Origin of the sequence: Parabacteroides sp. CH2-D42-20 (assembly GCF_003670185.1) — a bacterium.
GTDB classification, from domain to species: domain Bacteria; phylum Bacteroidota; class Bacteroidia; order Bacteroidales; family Tannerellaceae; genus Parabacteroides; species Parabacteroides distasonis.
In genome coordinates this window covers 37,214-60,174 of the sequence record NZ_RAYG01000006.1, presented here as the reverse complement: position 1 = coordinate 60,174, position 22,961 = coordinate 37,214, and the positions used below count along the sequence as shown (strand labels likewise).

The window sequence follows — 22,961 nt, the reverse complement described above, 5'->3', positions numbered from 1 at the left end:
TATAATGAATAATATATCTGTGTTGAAAGATTGCTATGGTTGCGGTGTATGTGTGGTGGCATGTCCTTTAAATATCATAGAGTTGAGAGAAAATAAGGATGGTTTTTACTCTCCGGTGATAATAAATCCAGAGAAATGCGTAGAGTGCCATAGGTGTCTTGATGTGTGTGCGTTTAATCATGATAAATTGGCTCATCAGCCTTCTTCGGAGGGTACATCGTGTTATGGTTCTTGGAGTTTGAATCCGGAGGTACGGGCTACTTCTACGAGTGGAGGTTTGGGGTTTGAGATAGCTCGCCACATGATATTAAAAGGTTATCAAGCCATTGTCGTTAGATATAATACAGTGAAACATCGTGCCGAGCATTATGCGGCTTCGACTGTTTCGGAGCTCATGGCCTCAAAAGGTTCTAAGTATATCCCAAGCTATACGGCAGATGGTTTTTCTGCGATAAACAAGAGAGGTAAGTATGTGATCGTTGGTCTCCCTTGTCAAGCAGACTCAATCAGGCGCTATATGCAAAAATTAGGTATTGAACGTGACTGTTTGATCGTTGATCTTTTGTGTCATGGAACGCCATCTCGAAAATCTTGGGTCCGGTATTTATCTTCCATTGAATCAAAGACGGGCCGTGTGCTGAATGTGGATTTTCGCTATAAAGGAGATGGCTGGCATAAGTCATCGTGTTCTAGAGTCGAAGGAGAAAAAGAATTTGTAGTAGACAGGGAGAATAACCCTTTTTATCGGATATTTTTCTCGGATATGTGCTTGAATAAATGTTGCCATTATTCTTGTAAATATAAGTTGTTGAATTCTTCCGCAGATATTAGAATCGGCGACTTTTGGGGGAAAACTTATGAACGGAATGAGGAAGGGGTAAACGCTGTGGCCGCTTTTACGGAAAAGGGACATCAAGTCTTGAAAGAATTGCGAGAAAAAGGAATTTGTTATTTTGAGGCACGGAGCGTGGAAGAGTTTATTTCAGCTCAAATGCCGGACTGCGCTCCTCGTTCTCTGTGGCGTCCTATTCTTTTGTGGTGTGTCTGTACAGGAGTTGATCTAAAGAAAGTAGTAGTCTTGGCCAAAGTCTCACGCGTATTAAATAATCCAATGATAATATGGAACAAAATAAAAGGAAAATAGGTATTCTCACGTTTGCCAAAGGTGATAATTATGGAGCAGTCCTTCAAGCGTATGCTTTGGCGGAAGTGTTGCGTAGGATGGGGTATGGAGTTGAGTTCTTTTATCTGACATGGACAACATGGAGACATGACTTGGCTGCTTTTGTTACACCTCTTTCTAGGCGATTTGAGTCATTTCGTAGGGAATATATCTGTACCTTTTCGAAGGAGTGTCATACGAAAGAGGATTTGGCTCAGGCATCAAAAGGCTTAGACTGTTGTATTGTTGGCAGTGACCAAATTTGGAATCCTGCTATTACTACTCATCGAGCTTTACGTTATTTCGGGGATTTCTTGCCGGATGGTGTGAGACGTTTCTCTTATGCGGCTAGTTTCGGTTCTGATAGTTGGCGATTCCCGGAGCTTACGAATGAAGTGGGAAAATTACTCATGCGTTTTAATGCATTGAGTGTAAGAGAGAATGAAGGGGTAGGCATCTGTCATGATGTTTTTGGCTGTGATGCGGTCAAGGTGTTGGATCCCACTTTGCTGTTGGGGGATTTTTCTTCGCTACTACGTAATCCTGCTTTTAAAGATGCGGTGGTTGGATTCAAATTTGCTCCTTCGGAAGCATATTATGGAGTGATGAAGACGGTCGCTAGGGAACTAAATACTTTCCCGGTTTTGATGGAAGGCTTATCAAAAGTGGCTTTTAAGGCAGGGATGCGAATAAGGAGAAGTTGGTTTCCATCGCCTCAAACTTGGGTGACTAATATTGCGAATGCGCGTTTTGTTGTAACAGATTCGTTTCATTGTATGGTGTTTGCTATTCTTTTCAAGAAAGAATTTGCCGTGATTCCTTCCAATTCGGCTTTGCAAAGCCGAATGACTTCATTATTGAACGATTTAGGATTGGGTGATAGATTGTTCTCTTCTCATCAAGAAGCATTGGATCGTAAGATATGGAATAAGTCTATTGATTATGTAGAGGTTGATAAGCGATTAGAAAACTTACGTGAGAATTCTATGAGTTTCCTCCGGTCTGCATTGTCTTGACTTGTTGTGTATCTTAAGGGAAAAGCTTTGGTGATATTATGGATATTTACTACTTTTTATTTTTGTGGATTGCTTTTTTATCCTCTTTGGATTTCTTTCCACTTCCCCAAAAAATAAAGATGATAGGTTCATCTTTACTTCTTTTAACGGTTATTCTGTTTTGTGGCTTACGAGGGGATGTTGATAACGATTATTCAACTTATGTGGGTCATTGGGGAACGACTCCCATATGGCAAGAAGAATCAGTGAAATCCCTGTTTGAGAAAATTAATGGGCATTTACTGGAGTTTGGCTATGTTTTCATTTGTTCTTTGTTTAAGTCTATTGGGTTGGGATATCAATCTATATTTCTTTTTTGTTCTTTCTTGACATTTACTTTGTTCTATAAATCTGCTAAACAATTTACTTCTTATCCAAATTTTGCCTTGTTCATTTTCTTTTCTCAGTTTATCATGATGCCATTCATGCAGATTCGGTATGGGGTGGCGATGACCTGTACATTGTATGCGATTGTTAATTGGGCAAATGGAAATAGAAGAAAATGTGTCGTTTATATTATTCTTGGGATATTATTTCATCGTTTGGTTTGGGGGTGTCTGTTACTTATATGGCTTTTGAATGCCTCGTTTCGTTTTGTCGTATTTTTTATGCTTTGTGCGTTGTTTATTCCATTTGGAACTATTGAAGATATCATATTGGGAATTTTCTCTATCTCTTCCTTTAAACATTATATGGACTATATGGACAAAGGGGAGAGTGCGAATATGTTGAGTATCTTGTGGTATTCTATTTTGGTGTACCCTTATCTGGAAAAGATATGGAGGGAACGAAATAGAGCAAGCGTAAAAGAAATAGTGTTACTGAAGATGTATTTGATTAGTTTATTAGCATTCTATTTAGCTTCTGACTATTCGATATTAAGTCGAATATCGGGTGTGTTTAGTTTGTCGATATGTTTTATTCTTCCTGCTTATTATCAAATGTTGAAGAAGGATGGATTGCATCTGTTGGTATATTTCTTTTGCGTTTCGTTTTATTGTTTCTTGAAATATTTGCCGTGCTTGAAATACTTCAAAGATTATACTATTAATTATAATTTATTCTGATGACTATAATGTTATTTGCGGAAGCCTTAATGAATAGGGCTGGAATTGAACGGATGACAGTGGAGTTAGCAAATCTACTTATAGATGAATATGAGGTGGAGATTCTCTTGATTGATCCATTTGAGCCGGATCAGTGTCCATTTCCCGTAGATCCGAGAATTAAGATAAGATCGCTTAATTCGAGTTTTGCAAAATCCTTGTTGTCTATTAAAGGGTTGAATATCTATAATATACGGCTTTTGAGAGGTGTTTTGAAGGCTAATAAACCGGATGTACTAATTACCGTTGCTACTCCATTGGTACGAATTTCGGCTCTGGCCATAGTTGGGTTAGGTATCCGGCATATAGCGTGGGAACATTTTAACCTATATGCCGGATCTAAGATCGGATCCCTGTATAAAATGCTGGCCCCTTGGTTTGTGGATGCCACGGTGGTACTAACGAAGGCTGATGCACGGGATTATCGTACAGCTCATGCTCCTCGGATTTATGAGATACCTAATTTTACTTTTTTTTGCAAAAAGGAACCCTCCAAATGCGAAAGGAAAATCTTGCTTGCCGTTGGTCGTCATGCTCCTCAGAAGGGATTTGATTTGCTTATAAAAGCGTGGGCGAAAACGAAAGTTGACGGCTGGAAACTCCGGATTGTTGGTTCGGGAGATGATAAACCAGCGAATATGAAATTGGCAAAAGATTTAGGAGTGACAGATCGGATTGAGTTTACTGAGGCGATTCCTAATATAGCGCATGAGTTCCAGTCTGCTTCTTGTTTTGTATTGTCTTCTCGCTTTGAAGGTCTGGTGCTTGTTTTGATCGAAGCGAAAATGATGGGGCTTCCTTGTATTAGTTTTGACTGTCCGAATAGTCCCCGGGAAGTGATTCGTGATGGTGTGGATGGTTGGTTGGTATCCAATGGTGATACGGACGCTTTGGCAGAATGCTTATCTCTTCGTCTCTCTAATTTGAATGTTCTTCGTGAAGCAGGACGATCTGCCCGTTTAGATGCGATGGAACGATATAGTTCCGAGTGTGTATTGTCTAAGTGGCTTTCTCTTTTCAGCTAAAAAATAAGCTAATCAACATAATTTGTAATGAGAATCCTTCATGTAATCAACCACTTCGGAATTAATTCTGGAGCGGCTCGTTTGGTTGCCTCACTTATTCCTTGTCAAATAGAACTGGGGCATCAAGTTGATTTAATATCGCTGAGTGAGGAGAGCCCCTCCTATGTAGAGGCTATGGGAAAGATAGGATGCCATTGCCATACTTTATTAGGTAAATGCGATGATCCAAAACGTAAGCCTCAATTGATATTCAAGTTGATCCCGTTTATGAAATCGTATGATATAGTACATGTACATCTGTTCCCTTCTTTGTATTGGGTAGCAATAGCTAAGATGTTGTCTCGGGCTAAATGTATGTTGGTCGTTACGGAGCACTCGACATTGAATAATCGGCAAGGGAAGACTTGGATAAAACCTTTCGAGCGGTTTATTTATCGACAGTATGATGCGGTTATCGCTATAACTGATGCGGTAAAAGAGAATTTACATAGGTTTGTGGATGCGCATTTAGCAGTTGATGTTATTTTAAATGGTATTGATTTGGCAAGCTTCCGTGAGGCAAAAGCTGTCTCTCGTGATAGTCTTGATATACCTGAAGGTGTTATTCTTGTGACTCAAGTGGCTGGATTTCGCCCCCCCAAAGACCAACTTACCGTTTTAAGAGCCTTAAAAAGGCTTCCTTGTAATGTTCATCTGATGTTTGTGGGGACGGGTTCGACATTGGAGGATCATGTGCGAAAAACGCAAGAAATGGGTTTGTCGGGGAGTGTACATTTTGTCGGTTTGCGTCAGGATGTACCGGCTTTAGTCAAGACCTCGGATATCGTGGTGATGTCCTCTCATTTCGAGGGATTTGGGTTGGCAGCCGTGGAAGGGATGGCAGCCGGTAAACCGGTGATAGGGTCGGATGTACCGGGTCTGTTGGAGGTTATTCAGGGTGCTGGTATCGTGTTTCCTGTGCATGATGACAAAATTTTGGCAGAGGAGATCCTTCGTCTTTCAAAAGACAGGGATTATCGGGAGGATGTGACAAAAAAGTGTTCCATACGGGCCGGTGATTATGATATTTGGATTATGGCAAAGAAATATGATGAGGTTTATAGAGGACTGATGTAATAACTTCAAGGATGAATCCTTAGAATGCAAATTTTTTGTGCAGTTCCGTTTCTAACAAGTGATTTGAATACGTTCCATTTTCTACCAAAGGTGTTCGAAATGGAAGGCTGATCATAGAACTATTTCTATCTTTTATGCGATTATTTTCAGTATTGTTTTCTTTATATCATAAGGAGAGCGCATTATTCCTGCGCCAAAGTCTAGAGAGTGTCTTTGGGCAAACTCTATTGCCTTCTGATGTAATTTTGGTGGAGGATGGTCTTTTGACGGATGAATTGTATGCGGTTGTACAAATATTTGAAAATCGAGATCAGGAGGCGGATGTAGTGGGAGCTTGGATCGATGAGTTTGAGGGGGAGGTACTGAATGCATTTACTGTGTGGAAAGGAGCTATCAAGCCCTTGGGAAGGAGAGAGGTGTGAGAAGGTTGTACCCCCTTATTTCCATTATAACCCCGTGTTATAATGCTGCTCCTTTTATTGCCCAAACGATTGAATCAGTCTTAGCTCAGACCTATCCGCATTGGGAGATGCTGATCGTGGATGATTGCTCGACAGACCGGTCTGTTGAGGTTATTCAAGCGTATGTGAACCGTGATTCGAGGATCAAGTATTTTAAGACGGATCACTCATCCGGTAGTCCCTCGCTTCCTCGGAATATCGGGCTGGAACAAGCGCAAGGCGAGTATATTGCTTTCTTGGATAGTGATGATGCTTGGTTTCCTTCGAAATTAGAGGAGCAGGTGATTTTTATGGAGAGTGGACCTTATGACTTTGTCTATTCAGATTATGAGAAAATGGCGTGGAATGGGAAGCGGAATCAACGGCTAATTCAAGTCAGACGAATCTCGTCATTTTGGGATATGTTGGAGAGCAATGAGATTCCTTGTTTGACAGTATTGCTACGTAAGGATTTGATAGGAGAGGCTCGTTTTAAGTCTATTCCTAAAGAAGATTATGCTTTTTGGCTAGAAATCTTGCGGAAAGGATATAAGGCTTATAATACGGGTAAGGTGCATGCGCTCTATAGGGAGGCGAAAAATTCTCGTTCGGGGAATAAGTTCGAGATGTTTAAAAGTCAGTGGTATGTACTTCGTGAAGTGGAAGGCGTGAAACGAATACCCGCTGCTTATTTCATGTTCATATTTGCCTATAAGGGCTTTCGTAAATATATGAAGTAGGGGGATTGACTTACCTCTTTTTTGATAAACTTAAGAATAATCACCTTAAACATTCATTTCCCTTTCGAGGGGAGGATGAATGGCTGGGGTGATTATTTTTTTAGGTGATGGCTATAATATTTATATCCTTTTTAATCTTATCTGTGTATCAATAAAATACAAATTCCCATCTATACCATAAAGCACATTGTTAGGGGCTGCGTCAAACACTTCATAATCTTCATTGTGGTATTCGTCGTAATAGTCCATTTTAAAGCCAAGAGCTTGCATATAGGCGGCTATTTCATCTTCTGTAGCTTCTCGTTCCGCTAATATATAAGGTTGTATGAGGACTGCACAGAATTTTTGCTCGCTGTTATATGCGAAGCCAATCATCTGATAAGGTACATTACTGAAAAACTTGTTATGTACAGTAATGCGAATGAAAAAGTTCTCCAAGTCATCACCAGCGTACTCAAAGTTATTTAGCTTGATTACAGAGACCTTACCATCATGAAATACTTCATTCTCACCACCTTTGTCCATATAGGTGAGAGTGAGGCGGGATAAGTTAACCCATAGATTTCTATTATTAGTAAATTTTATTAGCTCATTGATTTGCCTTCTCTTATAGCCCTCTGTTGGTTCAATCTCTCCTGCTGTTTCTTTACTTCTTCTGGCGATGCAGGCTGCTTGCTCCAAGAGGTTATTGATTGGCGAGTACGCTCTATCCATTGTTTGTGAAATTCGTTAATATATTCCATAAATCATTTTACTAAGAGTTCATGGCAAAGGTAATCTTTCTATTTTAATATCGTAATGATTTGTCTGTAACTTTGTAAGGTTACATTATAAAAATGTATGGAGAGTTTACTTCATGCATATTGTAAATTTCCAGTCGGCTAAGAATGGAATGTATTGCCTGAAACATTATGCCTCCCTTCTTTGTTATATCTTATTATGGATTGAAAACAAACCCTCCCTTTTGCTTATAAAATGTAAGCTTTGTTAACCAAACGTCCGATAAAAACATTTTTTCCGTGAAAGTGTCAATTATTTTATGTTTGTTTAAACAATATGTTAGGGATTGTCTGTATCTTTGCGGCAAAATCAAAAAGTTGATTCGACAATGGAAGTATTGAAGCACGAGTGTGGTGTCGCCATGGTCCGGTTACTGAAGCCTTTGGAGTATTATCACGAGAAGTACGGTAGTTGGATGTATGGACTGAACAAGCTCTATTTGCTGATGGAAAAGCAGCATAACAGGGGGCAGGAAGGAGCGGGCTTAGCCTGCGTGAAGTTAGAGGCAAATGCCGGAGAGGAATATATGTTCCGTGAACGGGCCGTCGGGACCGGAGCTATTACCGAGATATTTGCCGCAGTTCACGAACACTACAAGGATTTAACCCCCGAACAACTCAACAATCCGTTATTCGCCAAAGCCAATCTACCTTTCGCTGGAGAGCTTTATATGGGCCACCTCCGTTACAGTACCACCGGAAAATCCGGAATCTCTTATATCCATCCTTTTTTACGACGCAATAACTGGCGTGCAAAGAACCTCGCCGTTTGCGGAAATTTCAACCTGACAAATGTTCATGAGGTATTCGAGGAGATCACGGCGATCGGCCAGCATCCCCGGAAATATTCCGATACCTATATTATGCTGGAGCAACTGGGACATCGATTAGACAGGGAAGTGGAGCGCCTGTACCAAAAGTGTGAGGCGGAAGGATTGAGAGGGATGGATATCACGCATGCCATCGAGGATCAAATCGATTTGTCGAACGTGCTGAAGCGCTGTACTCCGGGCTGGGATGGTGGTTTCGTGATTTGCGGTATCACCGGTAGTGGCGAGTCGTTTAGCGTACGGGACCCGTGGGGAATCCGTCCGGCCTTCTATTATGCGGATGATGAGATTATCGTGTTGGCTTCCGAGCGTCCGGTTATACAAACCGTGATGAACGTGCAGGTAGAGAATATCCGGGAGTTGAATCGGGGAGAGGCGATACTCGTCAACAAGAAAGGCGAGTGGCATATCTCCCAGATCGTGGAGCCGAAAGAGAATAAGGCTTGTTCCTTCGAGCGTATCTACTTCTCACGGGGTAGCGACGTGGATATTTACAGGGAAAGGAAGCGTTTGGGAGATAATCTCGTGCATCCGATCTTGAAAGCGGTGGATTACGACTTGAATCATACCGTCTTCTCTTTTATCCCGAATACGGCCGAGGTCGCTTATTTCGGGATGCAGGAGGGGTTGAACAACTATTTGAATAAGCTGAAAAAAGAATGGATCGCCGATCGTAGTCACCTGCTTAGGGAAGAGGAACTGGAGCAAATCCTTTCCATGCGAATCCGCTCGGAGAAAGTAGCTATAAAAGATATAAAATTACGTACATTTATCGCTGAGGGCAATAGCCGCAATGATCTGGCGGCGCACGTGTATGATATTACTTACGGAAGTATTGAACCTTTTATCGATAATCTGGTTGTGATAGATGATAGCATCGTGCGGGGTACTACCTTACGCCAGAGTATTATCGGTATCTTGGATCGCCTGCATCCGAAGAAAATCGTGATCGTAAGTTCTTCTCCGCAGGTACGTTACCCGGATTATTACGGTATCGATATGTCCCGGATGAACGAGTTTATCGCTTTTAAGGCTGCGGTGGCCCTGTTACGTGACCGGGGGATGGAATACGTGATCTTGGACGCTTATCAAAAGGCGAAGCGACAACAAACAGCGGCGGATGGTCCGTTGGTGAATTACGTAAAGGAGATATACGCCCCGTTTACGGACGAGGAGATATCCGTTAAGATGGTGGAGTTGCTTACACCGGCCGGGACGCAGGCGAAAGTAGAGATCGTCTACCAGACTTTGGAGGGCTTGCATGCCTCTTGTCCGGAGCATCCGGGTGACTGGTATTTCTCCGGCGATTACCCGACACCGGGCGGAACTCGGTTAGTGAACGAGGCTTTTATTCACTATATGGAAGAAGAATATTTAGTGAAATGACACAACATACAGATTCTATGCAGACAAACAGAACAGCAACTTTAATGTTAGACGACGGTACCGTCTTCCGTGGCTACTCTTTCGGCTATGAGAGACCGGTGGCTGGCGAGGTCGTGTTCAATACCGCTATGACCGGATATCCGGAGAGCTTGACGGACCCTTCGTACGCAGGCCAGTTGATGGTGTTGACTTATCCGCTCGTTGGTAACTACGGTGTCCCGCCTCGTACGTTCGGGACGAACGGGATCGCTACGTTTATGGAGAGCGAGAAGATCCACGCCGAGGCGATTATCGTTAGCGATTACAGCCATGAGTATAGCCACTGGAACGCCGAGTACAGCTTGGGCGACTGGTTGAAGGAGGAGAAGATCCCGGGCATATACGGTATCGATACGCGTGCGTTGACTAAGAAATTGCGTGAGCATGGCGTGATGATGGGACGTATCGTTATCGGCGATGCCGATAACGAAATTGGAAATGGGGAATTGAAGATCGAGGATTATGAGCATGTGAACTATGTGGATCGGGTATCGTGCAAGGAGATTATTTGTTACCTGCCCGATGGTACGAGCCAGACCTGTTCTTTATCGGAAGCCTCCGATTCCCGATTCTCGATTCTCGATTCTCAATTCCTAAAGCGCGTCGTGCTTTTGGACTGCGGCGTGAAACATAACATCATCCGTTGCCTGTTGAGGCGTAACGTGGCGGTGATCCGTGTGCCTTGGGACTACGACTTCAATCAGCTGGAATACGATGGCTTGTTTATCAGTAACGGTCCGGGCGATCCGGATACTTGCGATGCCGCCGTGCGGAATATCCGTAAGGCGCTTTCCGGGGATAAGCCGATTTGCGGTATTTGCATGGGTAACCAGTTGTTGGCGAAAGCCGGCGGTGCTTCTATCTATAAATTGAAGTACGGTCATCGTAGCCATAACCAGCCGGTACGTATGGTAGGCACGGAGAAATGCTTCATCACCTCGCAGAACCATGGTTACGCCGTGGATAACGATACGCTGGGTGAGGAGTGGGAACCGCTGTTCATCAATATGAATGACGGGACGAACGAGGGTATCAAGCATAAGACGAAGCCTTTCTTCTCCTCTCAGTTCCATCCCGAGGCTTGCAGCGGGCCGCTGGATACGGAGTTCATGTTCGACAAGTTTGCCGACCTGCTTTAGATTCATCCCGTCACGAGGCTTGACAGGAGGCTGTCAAGACATCTGACAGGGGGCTATCAAGGCATCTGACAGGAGGCTGTCAAGACATCTGACGGGAGGCTGTCAAGGCATCTGACAAGAGGCTGTCAAGATTCATAATCCAAAATAAACAAGAGAAAGCAATGAAAGAAGATATAAAGAAAGTCCTGATACTCGGTTCCGGAGCCTTGAAGATTGGTGAGGCGGGCGAGTTCGATTATTCAGGCAGCCAAGCCCTGAAGGCGATTAAGGAAGAGGGGATTCAAACGGTATTGATCAATCCGAATATCGCTACGGTACAGACATCGGAAGGAGTCGCGGACACGGTTTATTTCCTGCCCGTTACTCCTTTTTTTGTGGAAAAGGTGATCGAGAAGGAACGTCCGGAAGGTATCTTGCTCGCTTTCGGCGGGCAGACGGCGTTGAATTGTGGCGTGGCTCTTTACCAAAGCGGCGTGCTGGAGAAGTATGGCGTGAAGGTATTGGGTACCCCGGTGCAGGCTATCATGGATACCGAGGATCGGGAGTTGTTCGTACGCAAGCTGGATGAGATCGACGTGAAGACGATCAAGAGCGAGGCCGTGGAGAACGCCGCTGACGCTCGCCGTGCGGCCGCCGAGCTGGGGTATCCGGTCATCGTCCGTGCCGCTTATGCGCTGGGGGGCTTGGGTTCCGGTTTCTGCGACAATGAGGAAGAATTGGACGTGTTGGTAGAGAAGGCTTTCTCTTTCTCTCCGCAAGTATTGGTGGAGAAAAGCTTGAAGGGCTGGAAAGAGGTAGAGTACGAGGTGGTGCGCGACCGCTTCGATAACTGCATCACGGTATGTAACATGGAGAATTTCGACCCGCTGGGAATCCATACGGGAGAGTCTATCGTGATTGCCCCCTCGCAGACCTTGAGCAATACGGATTATCATAAATTACGTGAGTTGGCGATCCGTATCATTCGCCATATCGGTATCGTGGGCGAGTGTAACGTGCAATACGCTTACGATCCGGAGAGTGAGGATTACCGGGTGATCGAGGTGAACGCCCGCTTGAGCCGTTCTTCGGCCTTGGCTTCTAAGGCGACCGGTTATCCGTTGGCTTTCGTGGCCGCTAAATTAGGCTTGGGCTACGGTTTGTTCGACTTGAAAAACTCCGTGACGAAAACGACTAGCGCTTTCTTTGAGCCGGCTCTCGATTACGTGGTATGTAAGATCCCTCGCTGGGACTTGGGTAAGTTCCACGGCGTGGCTCGTGAGTTGGGTTCCAGCATGAAGTCGGTTGGCGAGGTGATGGCGATCGGACGTACTTTCGAGGAGGCTATCCAGAAGGGCTTGCGTATGATCGGGCAGGGTATGCACGGTTTCGTGGAGAATAAGGAGTTGGTGATCGAGGATATCGATAAGGCTTTGCATGAGCCTACCGACCGCCGTATCTTCGTTATCTCGAAGGCATTCCGAGCCGGTTATACGGTAGACCAGATTCATGAGCTTACCAAGATAGACCGATGGTTCCTACAGAAACTATATGGAATCATGCAGACCTCCAAGGAGCTTCACGCTTTCGATATGAAGGGGATCCAACGTTGGCGCATCAATCCGGAGTTGATCCGCCGGGCGAAGATACAAGGTTTCTCTGATTTCCAGATCGCACGGGCGATCGGTCTCGACGGGGATGTGGAGAAGGGTATGATGTTGGTTCGTCAGTTCCGTAAGGAGCATGGCATTCTTCCGGTGGTGAAACAGATCGATACCTTGGCCGCCGAGTATCCGGCGCAGACGAATTACCTGTACCTGACGTATAGCGGTACGGAAAACGACGTGACGTATTTGGGCGATCATCGCTCGATTGTCGTGCTGGGTTCCGGCGCTTACCGCATCGGTAGTTCGGTGGAGTTCGACTGGTGTGGCGTGCAGGCCTTGAATACGATCCGTAAGGAGGGCTACCGTTCCGTGATGATCAACTACAATCCCGAGACGGTATCTACCGACTATGATATGTGCGACCGCCTTTATTTCGACGAGCTTACCTTCGAGCGTGTGATGGATATCCTTGAGCTGGAGAACCCCCACGGCGTGATCGTCTCCACCGGTGGCCAGATCCCGAATAACTTGGCGATGCGTCTGGACGAGCAGCATGTGAATATCTTGGGGACATCCGCCAAGAGCATCGATAATGCCGAGGACCGTGAGAAGTTCTCCGCCATGTTGGATCGTATCGGTGTGGATCAACCCCGCTGGAAAGAACTTTCTTCCATGGAGGATATCAATGGCTTCGTGGCGGAGGTAGGCTTCCCCGTATTGGTTCGCCCGAGTTACGTACTGAGTGGCGCCGCCATGAACGTCTGCTCGAATCAAGAGGAGTTGGAGCGTTTCTTGAAATTGGCCGCCAACGTCAGCCAAAAGCATCCGGTGGTGGTAAGCCAGTTCATCGAGCATGCGAAAGAGGTGGAGATGGATGCCGTGGCCGATCATGGCGAGATCGTGATGTATGCCATCAGCGAGCATATCGAGTTTGCCGGGGTTCATTCCGGCGACGCTACGATTCAGTTCCCGGCCCAGAAATTATATGTGGAGACGGTTCGGCGTATCAAGCGTATCAGTAAGCAGATCGCTAAGGAGCTGAATATCTCCGGTCCGTTCAATATCCAATATCTGGCGAAGGGCAATGAGATCAAGGTGATCGAGTGTAACCTTCGTGCCAGCCGTTCTTTCCCGTTCGTGAGCAAGGTGCTGAAGATAAACTTCATCGAGTTGGCTACCCGTGTCATGCTGGGCTTGCCGGTAGAGAAACCGAATAAGAATGAGTTCGATTTGGATTACGTGGGTATCAAGGCCTCTCAATTCTCGTTCAATCGCTTGCAGAAAGCCGATCCGGTATTAGGGGTCGATATGGCTTCCACGGGCGAGGTGGGTTGTCTGGGCGACGATGTATCCGAGGCGGTGTTGACGAGTATGCTCGCTGTCGGGCAACGGGTTCCGGAGAAGAATATCCTCCTGTCCACCGGTACGCCGAAGCAGAAGGTAGCCATGCTGGATGCCGCTAAGATGCTGGCGGCGAAAGGCTACAATCTATTCGCTACGGGAGGTACACACCGTTTCTTGGCGGAGAATGGCATTCCGAGTACGAAGGTGTACTGGCCGAGCGAGAAGGGAGAACCGCAGGCGCTTAAGATGCTTCATGAGAAGCAGATCGATATGGTCGTGAATATCCCTCGTGACCTTTCCGCCGGCGAGCTTGACAACGGCTATAAGATCCGCCGTGCCGCCATCGACCTGAATATCCCGCTAATCACCAACGCCCGTCTGGCCAGCGCTTTTATCCAAGCCTTCTGTACCTTGAGCGTAGATGATATCTGCATCAAGAGTTGGCAAGAATATAAATAAAAGGGGACTTGACGTAAATCAAGTGGTATTTATTTCGTAAGTTTGCGGAAACAAACAAAAACAACCATGAATATGGATACAGCGATATTTATAGCTCGCAGGATCGCGGCGCAATCGATTCTACTTAGTGAGGAAGCTGTTGAGAAACTGGCCTCTATCTTAATCCGGACAGAATTGAAAAAAGGCGCCCTGTTTTTGAGCGAAGGAGAGGTTTGTACGCAACTCGGTTATGTCTATAAGGGAATGGTTCGCCAGTTTTACTTCAAGAATAAGAAAGAGCTGACCGAGCATTTCGCCAGCGAGGACAACATCTTCATTTGTATCGAGAGCTTCTTGCGCCAACGTCCCGCTAATCTGTTGGTGGAGGCCTTGGAGAATACGGTACTGTATGGCATTCCTCATGATCCTTTATTGGCATTGTGCGCCGAGGATTACGAGATCGAGGTCATGTATCGCCGCCTGTTGGAGAATTCGCTGATCCTGTCTCAACGGAAGGCGGACTTCCTTCGTTTCGAGACCGCTAATGAACGTTATGCCCGCTTATTGAAAGAACACCCTGAGATCGTGCAGCGTGCCCCTTTGTCCCATATCGCTTCTTATTTGTTGATGACTCCCGAGACGTTGAGCCGGGTTAGGGCAAATATGCAGTTGTGATGGGCCTTTAGGTGTTAATTATATACGGTGTCGTATATAAGGATATAAAGATATAATTAGTATGAAGGTAGGATTATTTATCCCATGTTACATTAACGCGGTGTATCCCGAAGTGGGTATCGCCTCGTATAAATTGTTGAAGCATGTGGGTGTGGATGTCGATTATCCGATGGACCAGACCTGCTGCGGACAACCCATGGCGAACGCCGGCTTCGAGGATGAGGCGGCTCGCTTGGCCCTCCGGATGGAGGAACAGTTTAAGAACTATGACTACGTGGTAGGCCCCTCGGCCAGTTGCGTAGCCTTCGTAAAAGAGAACCATCCCCATATCTTGGAGAAGCGGGATCACGTTTGTATGAACAGCAAGAAGATTTATGATATCTGCGAGTTCTTGCACGACGTGGTGAGACCGGAATCCCTGCCGGCCGTTTTCCCGCATAAGGTGAGTATCCATAATAGTTGCCACGGGGTGCGTGAGTTGCATCTCTCGTCACCCAGCGAGCGTAATATCCCGTACTATTCCAAGTTACGTGATCTTCTTTCCTTGGTGAAAGGTATCGAGGTGTTCGAGCCGAAGCGGGTGGACGAATGTTGCGGTTTCGGCGGTATGTTCGCCATCGAGGAGCCTGAGGTCTCTACTTGCATGGGACAAGACAAGGTAAAGGATCATATGAGTACCGGCGCCGAGTATATCACCGGGGCGGATAGCTCTTGCCTGATGCATATGGAAGGAGTTATCAAGCGGGAGAAACTTCCGATCAAGACTATTCACATCGTTCAAATATTAGCGTCCGGATTATGAGTACGAAACATGCTATAGCTGCGGCCCGTTTCCTAGAGAATAAGGAGAATGAGGCTTGGCACGACCATACGCTTTGGATGGTACGTACCAAACGGGATAAGATGAGCCATTCGCTTCCCGAGTGGGAGCGGTTGAGAGAGTTGGCCTCGGAGATCAAGCTTTACTCCAACAGCCATCTGGACACGCTTCTGGAGGAATTCGAGAAAAACGCGATCGCCAACGGGGCTATCGTGCACTGGGCGAAAGATGCCGAGGAGCATAACGAGATCGTCTTGCGGATCTTGCGGCAGCATGATGCCCGGAACCTGATCAAGAGCAAATCGATGCTGACGGAGGAATGCCATATGAATGAGTTCTTGATGTCGAAAGGAATCGATGTGGTGGAGAGCGATTTGGGTGAGCGTATCTTGCAATTGATGCATTTGGCCCCGAGCCATATCGTGATGCCGGCGATCCATATCAAACGGGAGCAGATCAGCGAGATGATGGAGCGTGAGATGGGAACGGAGAAAGGGAATATCGACCCTACCTACCTGACGCATGCCGCCCGTAAGAATCTGCGTGAGAAATTCCTGCATGCCGACGTGGCGATGACGGGCGCTAACTTCGCCGTCGCCTCTACGGGCGAGATCGTGGTTTGTACCAATGAGGGAAACGCCGATATGGGAACCTCCTTCCCGAAGGTGCATATCGCTACGATGGGGATGGAGAAGATCGTACCGAATCTGGAGGCATTGGGCGTATTCACTCGTTTGCTGGCTCGTTCGGGTACGGGGCAACCCATCACGTCTTATACTTCCCATTATCGCCGTCCGTCCGAGGGACAAGAGTTCCATATCATTATCGTGGATAACGGGCGTAGTGATATCTTGGCGAAACCGGATCATATTCGTACGTTGAATTGCATCCGTTGTGGCGAGTGCATGAATACCTGTCCGGTATATCGCAGGAGTGGTGGCTATTCGTATACGTATTTCATTCCGGGACCGATCGGGATCAACTTGGGTATGCTGAGGAATCCGGAGGAATATTCGGATAACGTATCGGCTTGCTCCTTATGTCTTTCTTGCTCGAACGTTTGTCCGGTAAAGATCGATTTGGGCGAGCAGATTTACCGTTGGCGGCAAGATTTGGATAAGATCGGTAAGGCGAGCAAGGAGAAGAAAGTGATGTCTTTCGGGATGAAGTTCCTGATGGAACGTCCGGGATTGTTCAATACGGCGTTGAAGTTTGCTCCGGTAGTGAATCATTTGCCCCGTTTCATGGTCTACAATGGCTTGAACGCTTGGGGCAAGGGACGTGAGCTTCCGACTTTCGCCAAGGAGTCGTTTAATGATATGTGGAAGAATAATAAGGTGAGATAATGAGTAGTAAAGATTCTATATTGGCGAGTATCCGTCGTCATACGGGTGCACGCCACGAGATGCCTGAGCTTACGTTGGAGGCGATTACCTATGCGGATAAGTTGGCTACGTTCTCGGAGGTGTTAGCCGGGGCGGGTGGCAAGGCCATCGAGTTAAAGCCCGGCGAGGATGTGAATGAGGTGATCCGCCGTGAGTTTCCGGAGGCGAAACGTATCGCCTCGAATTTGAAGGAGATTACTTGCGCTACCTTTAACCCGGATGAGCTGACCGATCCCCGGGAGTTGAACGGGACGGACGTATCTGTGGTGGAGGGTAGTTTCGGCGTGGCGGAGAATGCCGCTGTCTGGTTACCCCGTCAGGTACGTTATAAAGGTCTGTACTTTATCTCGAACGCTTTGGTGATCTTGTTGGACAAGACTCAATTGGTTCATACGATGAATGAGGCTTACCGCCGTACTGCCACTATGGATTATGATTACGGAGTCTTCATGTCCGGTCCCTCAAAGACTGCTGATATTGAACAAGCCTTGGTATTCGGGGCGCATGGCCCGATCCAAGTAGTAGTCCTGTTAAGATAAAATCTATACCCTTTTGAGGGGATGAGACGGGGCACGCCCCGTCTCTACAAGTTGTACGTTATTTACAGCTCTCCAATATTTCCCGTGCCACGCTACCCGTTACATTCTTCGCCTCCCCGAAGGCGGCGTTTCGTTCATTGAAGCGATTCTCGATCTCGGTGATTGTCGTATTGCCGATCTTCTCTTGGCTGAGGCGGGTAGATAAACCGAGGCTTTGGAAAAATTGCTCGGTCTTCTCGATGGCTTGGCTTACCCGTTCCTCTGTCGTTCCACTATTGATACCCCATACCCGTTCGCCGTATTGCAGGATCTTGCCCTCTTTCTGCTTGCGTAGGGTGCGTAAGGTTCCGGGGAAGACGATCGCTAAGGTCGCTCCATGCGTCAATCCGTGAAGGGCGGTTAGCTCGTGTCCGATCATATGGGTAGCCCAGTCCTGCGTTACGCCCATAGCGATAAAGCCGTTCAAGCCCATCGTGGCGGATAGCATGAAATCTGCCATCAGGTCGTAATTCCTCGGATCTTCCTTAATCTTCGGGGCGATCTCAACCAAGGTGCTTAAGATGCTTTCCGCCCAATGATCCATCAAGCGGGATTGGTCGGTCGTAGTCATATATTGCTCCATCACGTGGACGAAGGTATCGGCGATACCGCAAGCCACTTGATACGGGGGCAGACTGAAGGTCGTCTCCGGATCCAAGATCGAGAATACGGGGAAATTGCTGTAGAACGGGAATTTCTCTTGCGTCTCTTTCCGGGAGATCACGGCCCCGCTATTCATCTCGGAACCTGTGGCGGGCAGGGTCAGTACGGTACCCATAGGCACAGTATGATAGTAATACCCTTTCTGCACCAATTCCCAAGGATCGCCGTCGTACTGGATGCCGGCGGAGATTAGCTTCGTCCCGTCTATGACGGAGCCACCGCCTACCGCCAATAGGAAATCCACCTGCTTGCCTTTCGCTATCTGGATAGCTTCTCGCAAGGTCTCGATGGTGGGATTAGGCTCGATGCCCCAGAACTCGATATAGTCACGATCCTTTAGCGCCTTGATCACTTGGTCGTACACACCGTTTTGCTTTACGCTACCTCCTCCAAAAGTGATCATGATGCGATGCACCATCGGGATGGCCGTACTCAGTTTCTCAATCATGCCCTTACCGAATAATAAACGGGTTGGGTTGTGAAAAGTGAAGTTATTCATAGGACTATTTACTGTTTTTATATGTAAACATGAATAGGGTTCCTATTGTTTTAGGGCTTCCAGTAACTTATCGACCGCCTCGGCGGGAGTAGCTTCGCTCTTTAGTAACTGGACGAACTTGCTACCGATGATGGCACCGGAAGAATGGGCTGTCGCCGCCTCGAAAGTGGCTTTATTGCTGATGCCGAAACCTACCAAGCGGGGATTCTGTAGGTTCATGGCGTTGATACGACGGAAATAGGCCTGCTTCTGCTCGTTGAAGTCTTGTTGGGCTCCGGTCGTGGCAGCGCTGGATACCATATAGATAAATCCGCTGGTATGGGCATCGATCTGCCGGATTCGTTCCTCGGAGGTCTCTGGGGTGATCAGCATGATCATTTTCAGGTCATGGCGATCGGCGATTTCCTTGTAATCGGAGATATAATCGGCGTAAGGCAGGTCGGGGATGATCATTCCGTCTACGCCGGCCTCTACGCAACTGGCGCAGAATTTCTCGAAACCGTATTGCATGATGGGATTCAGGTAGCCCATTAGGATGATCGGGATCTGTACTTCGCTCCGGATCTCTTTCAATTGCTCGAATAGGAGGTGCAGTGACATCCCGTTACGCAACGCTTGCGTGGCGGCCTCTTGGATGACGGGGCCGTCTGCCATCGGGTCGGAGAAAGGGATTCCTACTTCTACCATGTGGATACCTTTAGCCTGTAAGGCTTTTAAGATGCTTGCCGTATCGTTTAAGTTCGGATAACCGGCGGTGAAATAGACGGAGAGTATTCCGTCTTTCTGGGTCTGGAATAAGTTTGTGATGCGATTCATTTTGAATTCTATTTTAAAAATACTATCAGACGGTGGGAGACGGGGCACGCCCTGTCTCTACAGCTGGATGTAAAATTTGTTGGATGAAATTCTTTAGTTTGTCGACGTCTTTCAATCCCGGCTCAATCTCGAAGCCACTGTTGAGGTCGATACCTGCGAAACGGGGATGCCGGAAGTTCCGGATCGCCTCCGCGTTTTCCGGACGGATGCCTCCGCTGAGCAAGAAGGGAGTCTCTCCTTTATACTCGGTTAGGATAGACCAATCGAAACGTTTGCCTGAGCCTCCATAGCCCTCGCATCTCGTATCGAAAAGGAAATAATCCACCCGGCCCTCATATTCCCTTGTTTTTTCGAAGTCCTCTTTCGTAGCGATGGGGAAAGCCTTGATCAAGGAATAGCCCCTTTTTTGCAAGGTGTGGCAATCTTCCGGCGATTCGTTACCGTGAAGTTGGAGATAGTCTAGCTTGTAGGCGGAGGCTTTCTCCATCATGGACTCGATGGTAGCGTTGACGAAAACGCCCACTTTCTTAGGGGACAATTGTTCACTGTCCGTTACCTGCTGCTCCGTCGGGCATCGCTCGACAAAGCGCTTGGAACGTTCGTAGAAGATAAAGCCGATCCAGTTGATGGCTAGGGCGGCTACTTCCCGGATATTCTGAGGCTCCCGCATTCCGCAAACTTTGATGATCATGCCAGTCCTCCTATAAAATCGGCTAGGGTATCGCCCGGCCTCTCGGTTTTCATGAAGGTCTCTCCGATCAGGAATCCACGGAAACCGGCCTCACGCAATTGGCGTACGGTATCGGTCTCGGAGATTCCGCTCTCGGACACTAAAAGAGGGGAGAAGCCTCGTATCTTATCGACCAACTTGAATGAGTTGTTTACGTCTGTATGGAAGGTGCCGAGATTGCGGTTGTTCACGCCGAGCATATCGATATCTGCGTTCAGGTATTTGAGCTCGTCCTCGCTATGGACTTCCAGCAAGACTTCCAATTGCAGGCTATGGGCGGTCTCGGCGAGTATCCGGCATTCTTCTTCCGTAAGGGCGGCGGCGATCAACAAGACAGCGTCGGCGCCCATCACCCGGGCTTGGAAGAGTTGGTAGGTATCGATGATGAAGTCCTTGCGAAGTAACGGGAGATCCACCAGCTTGCGGGCCTTTTGCAAGTCGCCCAAGGAACCCCCGAAGAAATCCCCGTCCGTAAGGATCGAGCAGGCGGAGGCTCCTCCGGCCTCGTAAGCGGGAACCACGTCGGCGATATTCGCTCCCGGATGCAGCCAGCCCTTGGAGGGGCTTTTACGCTTGAACTCGGCGATAATACCGGAGGGGGATGATTCCAAAGCCGCACGCATGGAACGTGTGTCACGCTCCATACGGTCGCTACCTAAAGCCAATAAGGTCTGTAAGCTTACGGCCTGTTTCTGCCGGGCTACCTCGATGCGCTTATTGGCGATAATATCTTGTAAGATGTCCTTTTTCATAGGATATATTTCTTTATCAATGGTTCAAAGATATAAATTTACGGAATGTAGCCAATGCTTTTCCGCTTTCCAATGATTCGCATGCCTCGGCGATACACGTCTCGATCTTCTTCTCGGGACAGATCACTTGGATGGCGAAGGCGGAGTTGGCCATCACGCAGCTCTTTTGGGCCTCGGTAGCCCTGTTCCCTAATACGGCGTCGAAGATACGGGCCGCTTCCTCCGGGGTCTCGCCGCCGTCGAGGGCCGCTTCCGTGCAACGTTTGAATCCGAGCATCTCCGGGGTATAAAGCTTCTCTTTCTCCGGCATGGCTACCTTGAAATCGGCCGTGAGAGAGATCTCGTCGTAACCGTCCAAGCTATGTACCACGGCGAAACGGGTGCCGCTCTCTTGATACGTATAATTATATAGGCGGAGTAGCGGGAGGTTATATACGCCTAACAATTGGTAAGTAGGCATGACCGGGTTGACTAGCGGGCCGAGCATATTGAAGAAGCTGCGCACGCCGAGGCTCTTCCGTACCGGAGCTACCGCTTTCAGCGCCGGGTTGAACAAGGGGGCGTGGAGGTAGGCGATATGGCAGGTATCCATGGAGGTACGTAGCTTATCGATATCGTTCGTGAATTTTACGCCGTGTTGCTCCATCACGTTGCTGGCACCGCTCACCGAGGTAGCCCCGTAGTTACCGTGCTTTACGACATTGTAACCGGCACCGGCCACTACGAAACAGGAACAGGTACTGATGTTGAACGTGTTTTTCCCGTCGCCTCCGGTACCTACGATATCGATCGGTTTGTATTCGCTTAAATCTACCGGTACACGCATCTCCAGCAAAGCTTCCCGGAATCCGGTCAATTCCTCTACGGAGATACTGCGCATCAGGAATACGGTGATCAGACTGGCGATCTGGGAATCGTTGTAGCGTCCCTCCGCTATATTCTGGAGGATATTCCGGGCTTCTTCCCGGCCTAGATATTGGTGCTCGAATAATCTGTATAATATTTGCTTCATGTCTGTAATGTGTTGAATGATAAAATATTGCAGTTTTGCGATATTTCTTTATCGAAAAACTTTTGTTTCTCTAGGGGAAAACTCTTGTTTCTTGCTTGAGAAACATTAGTTTCACCATAGAGAAACTGATGTTTCGTTAGGAAGAAACTATAAGTGCCTTAGGAGGTAATTAGCGTTTCAGCCAGTTCTCTATAATTGTCTTCCCTTTGGGTGTCAACACGGATTCCGGATGGAATTGGATACCTCGTACATCGTACTCACGATGGCGCAAGCCCATGATCTGTCCTTCTTCCGTATCGACCGCCGTAATTTCCAGACAATCCGGGAAGTTTTCCTTGGAGACCGCCCAAGAATGATAACGCCCAACACGTATACCCGGTTCCAGTCCCTCGAAGATAGGATCTTTAGCGACAATCCGTATATCGGAGCAAACGCCGTGATGCACGTCGGTAAGGTTTATCAATGTGGCGCCGAATGCCTCGCCGATGGCCTGCTCGCCTAGGCAGACACCTAGGATGCTCTTTGTCGGGGCGTACCGGCGGATCAAGGGGAGGAGGATGCCGGCTTCCTCGGGGATGCCCGGTCCCGGGGATAGTAAGATCTTATCGAAACGCTCTATCTCTTCCAAGGAGATCTTGTCGTTGCGGTGTACCTCTACATCCGCACCCAGTTCCTTCAATATATGTAGCAAATTGTAGGTGAAGGAATCGTAATTATCAAATAATAATATCTTCATTTTATATGTATTGTTGTTGTTGTAGAGACGGGGCGTGCCCCGTCTCATCCTTTCAAAATGGTAACTTAAAATACTATCAGACTGTGGGAGACGGGGCACGCCCCGTCTCT

21 protein-coding genes are annotated in these 22,961 nt (G+C 47.3%); 14 read left to right on the top strand and 7 right to left on the bottom strand.

Annotated features, from left to right (window positions below; genetic code table 11):
• The first annotated feature begins 4 nt into the window (after positions 1 to 4).
• From D7V92_RS05540 to D7V92_RS05510, 7 genes are all read left to right on the top strand, one after another.
• Positions 5 to 1,144 (top strand): Coenzyme F420 hydrogenase/dehydrogenase, beta subunit C-terminal domain, encoded by a 1,140-nt coding sequence (locus D7V92_RS05540; RefSeq protein ID WP_121772465.1) that lies wholly within the window; start codon positions 5 to 7, stop codon positions 1,142 to 1,144.
• Positions 1,120 to 2,178: a polysaccharide pyruvyl transferase family protein gene (locus D7V92_RS05535; RefSeq protein ID WP_121772464.1), complete on the top strand. Its 1,059-nt coding sequence runs from the start codon at positions 1,120 to 1,122 to the stop codon at positions 2,176 to 2,178. Before D7V92_RS05540 ends, D7V92_RS05535 begins: the two co-directional genes overlap by 25 nt.
• 38 nt (positions 2,179 to 2,216) lie before the next feature.
• Positions 2,217 to 3,284: an EpsG family protein gene (locus D7V92_RS05530; RefSeq protein ID WP_121772463.1), complete on the top strand. Its 1,068-nt coding sequence runs from the start codon at positions 2,217 to 2,219 to the stop codon at positions 3,282 to 3,284.
• Entirely contained in the window at positions 3,284 to 4,348 is a 1,065-nt protein-coding gene (locus D7V92_RS05525) for a glycosyltransferase family 4 protein (protein ID WP_121772462.1), read from the top strand. Before D7V92_RS05530 ends, D7V92_RS05525 begins: the two co-directional genes overlap by 1 nt.
• A gap of 27 nt (positions 4,349 to 4,375) precedes the next feature.
• A complete protein-coding gene (locus D7V92_RS05520) occupies positions 4,376 to 5,464 on the top strand; it encodes a glycosyltransferase (protein ID WP_121772461.1) in 1,089 nt (362 codons plus the stop codon).
• Between the two features lie 134 nt (positions 5,465 to 5,598).
• Positions 5,599 to 5,886 carry a hypothetical protein gene (locus D7V92_RS05515; RefSeq protein WP_227805897.1) on the top strand — a complete coding sequence of 96 codons (288 nt, stop codon included), beginning with the start codon at positions 5,599 to 5,601 and terminating at the stop codon, positions 5,884 to 5,886.
• Entirely contained in the window at positions 5,883 to 6,644 is a 762-nt protein-coding gene (locus D7V92_RS05510) for a glycosyltransferase family 2 protein (RefSeq protein ID WP_227805895.1), read from the top strand. Before D7V92_RS05515 ends, D7V92_RS05510 begins: the two co-directional genes overlap by 4 nt.
• A gap of 120 nt (positions 6,645 to 6,764) precedes the next feature.
• Here D7V92_RS05510 and D7V92_RS05505 read toward each other — a convergent pair whose 3' ends face one another.
• Positions 6,765 to 7,358 (bottom strand): hypothetical protein, encoded by a 594-nt coding sequence (locus D7V92_RS05505; RefSeq protein WP_121772459.1) that lies wholly within the window; start codon positions 7,356 to 7,358, stop codon positions 6,765 to 6,767.
• 394 nt (positions 7,359 to 7,752) lie between these two features.
• Between D7V92_RS05505 and D7V92_RS05500 the strand changes: the two genes are divergently transcribed.
• The 7 genes from D7V92_RS05500 to D7V92_RS05470 all read left to right on the top strand — a co-directional run bounded on the left by D7V92_RS05500 (position 7,753) and on the right by D7V92_RS05470 (position 17,604).
• Positions 7,753 to 9,639, top strand: coding sequence for an amidophosphoribosyltransferase (locus D7V92_RS05500; RefSeq protein ID WP_121772458.1), 1,887 nt, complete (start codon positions 7,753 to 7,755; stop codon positions 9,637 to 9,639).
• Complete coding sequence (gene carA, locus D7V92_RS05495; protein ID WP_121772457.1) at positions 9,636 to 10,817, top strand: glutamine-hydrolyzing carbamoyl-phosphate synthase small subunit; 1,182 nt, start codon at positions 9,636 to 9,638, stop codon at positions 10,815 to 10,817. Before D7V92_RS05500 ends, carA begins: the two co-directional genes overlap by 4 nt.
• Positions 10,818 to 10,978: 161 nt before the next feature.
• Complete coding sequence (carB, locus tag D7V92_RS05490; RefSeq protein ID WP_008772472.1) at positions 10,979 to 14,206, top strand: carbamoyl-phosphate synthase (glutamine-hydrolyzing) large subunit; 3,228 nt, start codon at positions 10,979 to 10,981, stop codon at positions 14,204 to 14,206.
• 72 nt (positions 14,207 to 14,278) lie between these two features.
• Positions 14,279 to 14,860: a Crp/Fnr family transcriptional regulator gene (locus D7V92_RS05485; protein WP_008772471.1), complete on the top strand. Its 582-nt coding sequence runs from the start codon at positions 14,279 to 14,281 to the stop codon at positions 14,858 to 14,860.
• A gap of 61 nt (positions 14,861 to 14,921) precedes the next feature.
• On the top strand, positions 14,922 to 15,662 hold the full coding sequence (locus D7V92_RS05480; RefSeq protein ID WP_121772456.1) for a (Fe-S)-binding protein: 741 nt from the start codon (positions 14,922 to 14,924) through the stop codon (positions 15,660 to 15,662).
• Complete coding sequence (locus D7V92_RS05475; protein WP_008779667.1) at positions 15,659 to 17,026, top strand: lactate utilization protein B; 1,368 nt, start codon at positions 15,659 to 15,661, stop codon at positions 17,024 to 17,026. Before D7V92_RS05480 ends, D7V92_RS05475 begins: the two co-directional genes overlap by 4 nt.
• A complete protein-coding gene (locus D7V92_RS05470; RefSeq protein ID WP_022192174.1) occupies positions 17,026 to 17,604 on the top strand; it encodes an LUD domain-containing protein in 579 nt (192 codons plus the stop codon). Before D7V92_RS05475 ends, D7V92_RS05470 begins: the two co-directional genes overlap by 1 nt.
• A 58-nt stretch (positions 17,605 to 17,662) precedes the next feature.
• Here D7V92_RS05470 and D7V92_RS05465 read toward each other — a convergent pair whose 3' ends face one another.
• The 6 genes from D7V92_RS05465 to D7V92_RS05440 form a co-directional block, all read right to left on the bottom strand.
• Entirely contained in the window at positions 17,663 to 18,805 is a 1,143-nt protein-coding gene (locus tag D7V92_RS05465; RefSeq protein WP_121772455.1) for an iron-containing alcohol dehydrogenase, read from the bottom strand.
• A 42-nt stretch (positions 18,806 to 18,847) separates the two neighbouring features.
• Positions 18,848 to 19,621, bottom strand: coding sequence for a tryptophan synthase subunit alpha (gene trpA, locus D7V92_RS05460; protein ID WP_008779670.1), 774 nt, complete (start codon positions 19,619 to 19,621; stop codon positions 18,848 to 18,850).
• 25 nt (positions 19,622 to 19,646) lie between these two features.
• Positions 19,647 to 20,312 (bottom strand): phosphoribosylanthranilate isomerase, encoded by a 666-nt coding sequence (locus D7V92_RS05455; RefSeq protein WP_022192171.1) that lies wholly within the window; start codon positions 20,310 to 20,312, stop codon positions 19,647 to 19,649.
• Positions 20,309 to 21,103: an indole-3-glycerol phosphate synthase TrpC gene (trpC, locus tag D7V92_RS05450; RefSeq protein ID WP_121772454.1), complete on the bottom strand. Its 795-nt coding sequence runs from the start codon at positions 21,101 to 21,103 to the stop codon at positions 20,309 to 20,311. Before trpC ends, D7V92_RS05455 begins: the two co-directional genes overlap by 4 nt.
• A 16-nt stretch (positions 21,104 to 21,119) precedes the next feature.
• A complete protein-coding gene (gene trpD / locus D7V92_RS05445) occupies positions 21,120 to 22,115 on the bottom strand; it encodes an anthranilate phosphoribosyltransferase (protein ID WP_121772453.1) in 996 nt (331 codons plus the stop codon).
• A gap of 169 nt (positions 22,116 to 22,284) precedes the next feature.
• Positions 22,285 to 22,851: an aminodeoxychorismate/anthranilate synthase component II gene (locus D7V92_RS05440; RefSeq protein ID WP_008772464.1), complete on the bottom strand. Its 567-nt coding sequence runs from the start codon at positions 22,849 to 22,851 to the stop codon at positions 22,285 to 22,287.
• Positions 22,852 to 22,961 lie beyond the last annotated feature (110 nt).

Coding starts and splice junctions, on each gene's coding strand:
- carA (WP_121772457.1), top strand. CDS start 9,636: ATGACACAACATACAGATTCTATGCAGACAAACAGAACAGCAACTTTA.
- D7V92_RS05505 (WP_121772459.1), bottom strand. CDS start 7,358: ATGGATAGAGCGTACTCGCCAATCAATAACCTCTTGGAGCAAGCAGCC.
- D7V92_RS05465 (WP_121772455.1), bottom strand. CDS start 18,805: ATGAATAACTTCACTTTTCACAACCCAACCCGTTTATTATTCGGTAAG.
- D7V92_RS05500 (WP_121772458.1), top strand. CDS start 7,753: ATGGAAGTATTGAAGCACGAGTGTGGTGTCGCCATGGTCCGGTTACTG.
- trpC (WP_121772454.1), bottom strand. CDS start 21,103: ATGAAAAAGGACATCTTACAAGATATTATCGCCAATAAGCGCATCGAG.
- D7V92_RS05455 (WP_022192171.1), bottom strand. CDS start 20,312: ATGATCATCAAAGTTTGCGGAATGCGGGAGCCTCAGAATATCCGGGAA.
- D7V92_RS05535 (WP_121772464.1), top strand. CDS start 1,120: ATGGAACAAAATAAAAGGAAAATAGGTATTCTCACGTTTGCCAAAGGT.
- D7V92_RS05530 (WP_121772463.1), top strand. CDS start 2,217: ATGGATATTTACTACTTTTTATTTTTGTGGATTGCTTTTTTATCCTCT.
- D7V92_RS05515 (WP_227805897.1), top strand. CDS start 5,599: ATGCGATTATTTTCAGTATTGTTTTCTTTATATCATAAGGAGAGCGCA.
- D7V92_RS05480 (WP_121772456.1), top strand. CDS start 14,922: ATGAAGGTAGGATTATTTATCCCATGTTACATTAACGCGGTGTATCCC.
- D7V92_RS05540 (WP_121772465.1), top strand. CDS start 5: ATGAATAATATATCTGTGTTGAAAGATTGCTATGGTTGCGGTGTATGT.
- D7V92_RS05525 (WP_121772462.1), top strand. CDS start 3,284: ATGACTATAATGTTATTTGCGGAAGCCTTAATGAATAGGGCTGGAATT.
- carB (WP_008772472.1), top strand. CDS start 10,979: ATGAAAGAAGATATAAAGAAAGTCCTGATACTCGGTTCCGGAGCCTTG.
- D7V92_RS05485 (WP_008772471.1), top strand. CDS start 14,279: ATGGATACAGCGATATTTATAGCTCGCAGGATCGCGGCGCAATCGATT.
- D7V92_RS05475 (WP_008779667.1), top strand. CDS start 15,659: ATGAGTACGAAACATGCTATAGCTGCGGCCCGTTTCCTAGAGAATAAG.
- trpD (WP_121772453.1), bottom strand. CDS start 22,115: ATGAAGCAAATATTATACAGATTATTCGAGCACCAATATCTAGGCCGG.
- D7V92_RS05470 (WP_022192174.1), top strand. CDS start 17,026: ATGAGTAGTAAAGATTCTATATTGGCGAGTATCCGTCGTCATACGGGT.
- trpA (WP_008779670.1), bottom strand. CDS start 19,621: ATGAATCGCATCACAAACTTATTCCAGACCCAGAAAGACGGAATACTC.
- D7V92_RS05440 (WP_008772464.1), bottom strand. CDS start 22,851: ATGAAGATATTATTATTTGATAATTACGATTCCTTCACCTACAATTTG.
- D7V92_RS05520 (WP_121772461.1), top strand. CDS start 4,376: ATGAGAATCCTTCATGTAATCAACCACTTCGGAATTAATTCTGGAGCG.